Source organism: Psychroflexus aestuariivivens, assembly GCF_004010055.1.
GTDB lineage: Bacteria > Bacteroidota > Bacteroidia > Flavobacteriales > Flavobacteriaceae > Psychroflexus > Psychroflexus aestuariivivens.
On record NZ_RQVT01000026.1, the window covers coordinates 1 to 4,153 of the forward strand.

At 31.8% G+C, this 4,153-nt stretch carries 6 protein-coding genes; 1 reads left to right on the top strand and 5 read right to left on the bottom strand.

From position 1 onward, the window contains the following. Positions 1-180, top strand: a 180-nt coding sequence (locus tag EIG86_RS14215) for a hypothetical protein (RefSeq protein WP_205030463.1), incomplete at its 5' end; no start/stop codon positions are given. A gap of 15 nt (positions 181-195) precedes the next feature. Here EIG86_RS14215 and EIG86_RS05980 read toward each other — a convergent pair. From EIG86_RS05980 to EIG86_RS06000, 5 genes are all read right to left on the bottom strand, one after another. After that, positions 196-648, bottom strand: a complete 453-nt coding sequence (locus tag EIG86_RS05980; protein WP_127845258.1) for a hypothetical protein — start codon at positions 646-648, stop codon at positions 196-198. 192 nt (positions 649-840) lie between these two features. Beyond that, positions 841-1,452 carry a hypothetical protein gene (locus tag EIG86_RS05985; protein ID WP_127845259.1) on the bottom strand — a complete coding sequence of 204 codons (612 nt, stop codon included), beginning with the start codon at positions 1,450-1,452 and terminating at the stop codon, positions 841-843. Next, positions 1,445-3,010, bottom strand: coding sequence for a tetratricopeptide repeat protein (locus EIG86_RS05990; protein ID WP_127845260.1), 1,566 nt, complete (start codon positions 3,008-3,010; stop codon positions 1,445-1,447). The genes EIG86_RS05985 and EIG86_RS05990 overlap by 8 nt, the downstream gene beginning before the upstream one ends. Next, positions 3,011-3,487, bottom strand: coding sequence for a DUF488 domain-containing protein (locus EIG86_RS05995; RefSeq protein WP_127845261.1), 477 nt, complete (start codon positions 3,485-3,487; stop codon positions 3,011-3,013). Next, entirely contained in the window at positions 3,487-4,038 is a 552-nt protein-coding gene (locus EIG86_RS06000) for a DUF488 domain-containing protein (RefSeq protein WP_127845262.1), read from the bottom strand. The genes EIG86_RS05995 and EIG86_RS06000 overlap by 1 nt, the downstream gene beginning before the upstream one ends. Positions 4,039-4,153 lie beyond the last annotated feature (115 nt).

Below are 4,153 nucleotides of genomic sequence, written 5' to 3' on the forward strand. Positions count from 1 at the left end.
TCAGCGTTGAAATCGAAGCAAGTTTTTTTTCGGAAAATGTTTTTTTATATGACCTACAACGTTCTCGCATATCGCTTCGTTGCGGGAAAATTAGTAATTATTTTTCGATTTATGTTTTTATTCCCAGAAAATCCCGAAACTTCGATTTCAGCCACAAACTCCGCAATGAGCGATATGTAGTGTTATGTGCTGTTTTTATTCTACGTTTATTTGATCAGATATATTTACATCAAAGAAACTAGAATTTCTAAATTCTTTAGCTGTTTTACTAAGAATCAAAGGTTTAAAATTAAAAACATTTTTTCCTTTCTGAGCTTTAAATTTATAAACGTAGCCACCAGATTTTATTCCTGATAAAGTGTCTGTTTTTGATGAAGAATTATTTGTAAATAAAAGTTTGTCATCATCATTATAAGCAACAAAGTAAAATTCACCTGTATATACATTTCCTTCTTCAATAGGTTGATTTTCATTTACAATATGCTTTACGAATGCATTATCAAAAATAAATTTAGTTTTCAATGTATCTAAAACACTATTCAAACTGTCATTTTTATTTTTTAAGACAGATATTTCATGTTTCAATTTCTGATTATCTCCACAACTTAATAATAGAATTGAAGATAATGCTAAAATAGTTTTTTTCATTACTTAAATTTTAAGTATTGTTTTTTAGGATAAGCACTTTCATAAATAGCACATAACGGTCAAGTATAAGCGTAGTGCGGGATTTCGGAGCGATTCACTGTCTGGATACCGCAAAGTTTCTTAGAAGCAAAAAGCTTAGTTTTAGCTATTCAGCCCGCATTACGCTTATACAATGTTGGGGTGCGTTTTTCTTTACCAATACTCTCTATACATATCTGCAATCATTTCATCTTTTAATTCTTGATAATGCGAAATCATGTCCCATTGCCAATCAAAGAAGTAGATTAGTCTATCAATCACATTTTTGAAATTATTCAAGTCAATTGTTTCACGGTTTATATGTTCCTTTCTATGTGGTCCACGAGATACTGGATACCTAAAGCACATTGATTTTGGATCTTCGGTATTGAACTGTTTTATAACTCTCTCAACATTATCAAGTATCTCTTCGTCTATAGTTTCAATATTTACAAGTATTTCATTCCGGTATATACACCATAGCTTCAAAAGACTATGTTCATCTGCAAAGTCTTTATTGTCATCAACATATTTGTAGCCCATTATCATCAATTCCTTAATTCTCAATTCGATAAATTGACGATAGTTGAATACCAAAGGATAGATTAGGGTGTTAGCATAAAAGTTATTTTCTATGCAGAACTCCCATAATTTTTTACCGGCCTCTTTATAGCCCTCCGAATACAAGAAAAACTTATTTGCTGGGTTTTTTAACCAAGCCCCAAAGGTTGGATTTATTTCCTCTTTAAATAATTTATCATTTCTATTTGGCAAATGTTCATTCATGCTTCAATTTTTTAAGAGCCTTTTCTTTTAACTCAAGAGCATCTTTATATTCTGGGTAAAGCTTTAGTGCAATATTAAAATCATCTATAGCATCTTGTAATCTATTGCATATTAGTTTAACTATTCCTCTATCTCGATATAGAAAAGCTTTATTGGGTAAAACTCTAATTGGATTTTCAAACTCTTTAATTGCGCCTTCAGAATCGCCCAATTTAGCTTTTGCAAAAGCTCGGTACTCATTTGGATTCTCTCTTTTTGAAATATCTAATCCTGAATCCACCTTGTTGAAATCTTCAACTGCTCTTTGGAAGTTTTCTGATTTATAGTTAGCAATTCCTCTGTAATAATAAATCTTGGTTTTTTCGTGCGTTTTATCCTTGTTCGATTCTAAATACTCTAAAAGAGATGTGAAATCCACTATTGCTTTAATATAATCCGATTTACGATATAAATAAAGAAGACCTCTTGAAAGCAGTGCGTGTGCTGATTCCTCAATATTTAAGGACTTGTTATAAAGGTTTAATTCTTTGTCTGTGTCATTAGAAGATGAACCTAAATATGCAAAAGCTAAAGCATATTGATTATCTATTTTAACTGCATTTAAGAAATATTTATTTGCAAGGTGCTCTGTTTCTTCGGTGTATAAAATATTTCCAATCAAAAAATTACAAAATGCTTCATATTTTGAATTAACAAAGTGTGAAAAATTTTTGCGGATAACATCTTCATCGAATAAAGCCAAATTATAGCAGTACGTTTTAAGTATTTCTACTATTTCATCGTCTTTGTTAGCTCGTTGTAAATAGCTTAATGCATTCTCTATTTCATCATTATTAAGAAATCGAGGTGTCAATTTTCGATATACATATCCTTCTACGCATAGCAAGGTATAATAGTCGTCTAAATTTTCATCAAAAATTATTTTACAAGCATTATTAACTGCATATTTCGATTTGTCACTATACCAACCTGATAATTGAAGCCATGATGATAACTTTCCATTTTTATCTTTATCAAATGGTCTTGTTAGCGAAACTCTTAATAACGTGCCTTTTTCAATTATATTAATTGGTTCAACTAACCCTACAAAAGGAAAGCTAATATTATGGTCATACTTGTATCTTGCCTTCTTATAGCTGTAGTATAATTCTAAGTCTTTGTCCGATTTCCAAAAGCACACACTAAACTCAGGCATTCCTTTATCTCCAGCAATGAATCCGCTTCCATTATGATACCATTCGAGTTTCCCATCGAACAAAGTCTTTGGGGTACCCTTAAACACATTTATATTTAGTGATTTTAAAAAGTTGGCTATATCAGGAACGTCCTCAATGAAGGATTTAGATAAAACAATGACATCTTCTGTATGTGGTTTTTCTTTTGGATTTCTGTTTATGAATTTTATATCCCAAAGTTGACCAATTTCAAATTCAGTATTTTCCGGTTGATTCTTGTTTCCTGGATTTAAAAGGCGGATATTGAGATTGCTTTCAAGCAGTAATGCACCAACGCAAACTGCGTTTTTCATTTTAGTTTTAGAAACAATTAATGCTTTCATTTAAAGATGAGTTACTTTAAATCCTAATTGCTCCAACCTATTAGTAACTATTGACCTATGACAAGCTTCTGGTTTTTCTTCAACGCAAAACAAAACCACACGATTTGCACCAACTTCATCAAGATTATCTATAAATGAATCAAAGTCAAAATTGCTCAATATTCTGTCTTTGTAAGCAATTGTAAATACTTTACCGAGTTTATTTCGGTCTCTTTTTAATTCTCCCTGTTGAGCATCTGCTTCTTTCTGAAGGTCTCTAATGTCGGAAGTAGGGGCAAGTTCAATTACGTGTCCATATTTAATATCAAGCTCGTTAAGTTTTTCTTGAAGCCTATTGCTATTTACAAAAGCATATTTTGCACCTCTTACACCTCTTCTTTGCCGTATATCGCAAAATGTGTCAATGTTGTTATCTGAAAGCTTTTTAAAATATTCCTGCTCGGTTGAGTTGTAAACTCCAATTGTAAAAAATTCCATTAATATGATTTTCTTGAAGTAAAGTCCATTTCGTTTCCAAATAGGTCAACTGTTCCTTTACCTTTTGTTAGTTCGTTCATTACTGCTACTTGCGATTTAACTCGCTTCTCTGATACAATGTGCTTCAGAGAAATATTTTTGTTTAGAAGTTCCTGTCCAATTAGTTTGCTTCTATGGCACTCTTCAGGTTTAGATTCACTACACATTATGGCAAGGTTGATTTTTTTTGCGTTTGCTGTTGTTAATCTTTCAAGCCCTTGTTTGAAAAAGTCTTTTTCTTTAATCAAGTCATAAACAACCTTTCCATCATAATCATAGCAACTTCTGTCTTCAGGTAGACCGCCTAATGTGTCGCCAACAAAAACATAGGTAATTCCATTATTTTTCAATTCCAAATCAAGTGCTGCTTGATTAAATTGGGTATTCCATTTTGAATACGGTTTTGAACGTATGTCAAGAAGAAATTGAATCTTAAACGACTTCAATTCGGCTATGAAGTCCTCAATCTTCTTATTTCCGTGTCCTATTGAATATATTGTCGTGTCTTTCATATTTGCAATTTACGAAATTCTTGTCGCTTTTATGTTTTTTTCAAATGCACCCCAACGTCTCGCGCATAACGAAAGTGGCGACTTAAAATGCGCAAACTTTTCGGTTAAACTTTTA